At 38.8% G+C, this 276-nt stretch carries 1 protein-coding gene; it reads right to left on the reverse strand.

All coding sequences use genetic code 11. The annotated features are described in order from the left end of the window. Positions 1 to 276: peptidoglycan DD-metalloendopeptidase family protein (locus RYX56_RS22125; RefSeq protein ID WP_317124086.1), on the reverse strand; the 276-nt coding region annotated here is incomplete at both ends.

The following is a 276-nucleotide window of genomic DNA, read 5'->3' on the forward strand; positions in this document are numbered from 1 at the left end:
GATTGATATTGTGTTACAATACCATTGGCATGTTCAATTTCAATCACATTCCCAAGAACGGCATCTTCATTATCGACACGAGTGACAGTCCCACTTAATGATGCGGTTACATCAAATGTTTTTCCATCATCCATCGTGATATCGATACCGGTATTCGGCGAATAAGTATTGTTATAAAAGACGAGCGCGGATTCCTGATCTTCTTCCTTGGCATTAAAATCATAGAATTGAGTTTTAATCTTAGCAGACTCAAGCTTCGCAACCGGCATTTTAAAG

Origin of the sequence: Alkalihalophilus lindianensis (assembly GCF_032843265.1) — a bacterium.
Classification (GTDB): Bacteria; Bacillota; Bacilli; order Bacillales; family Bacillaceae_D; genus Alkalihalophilus; species Alkalihalophilus lindianensis.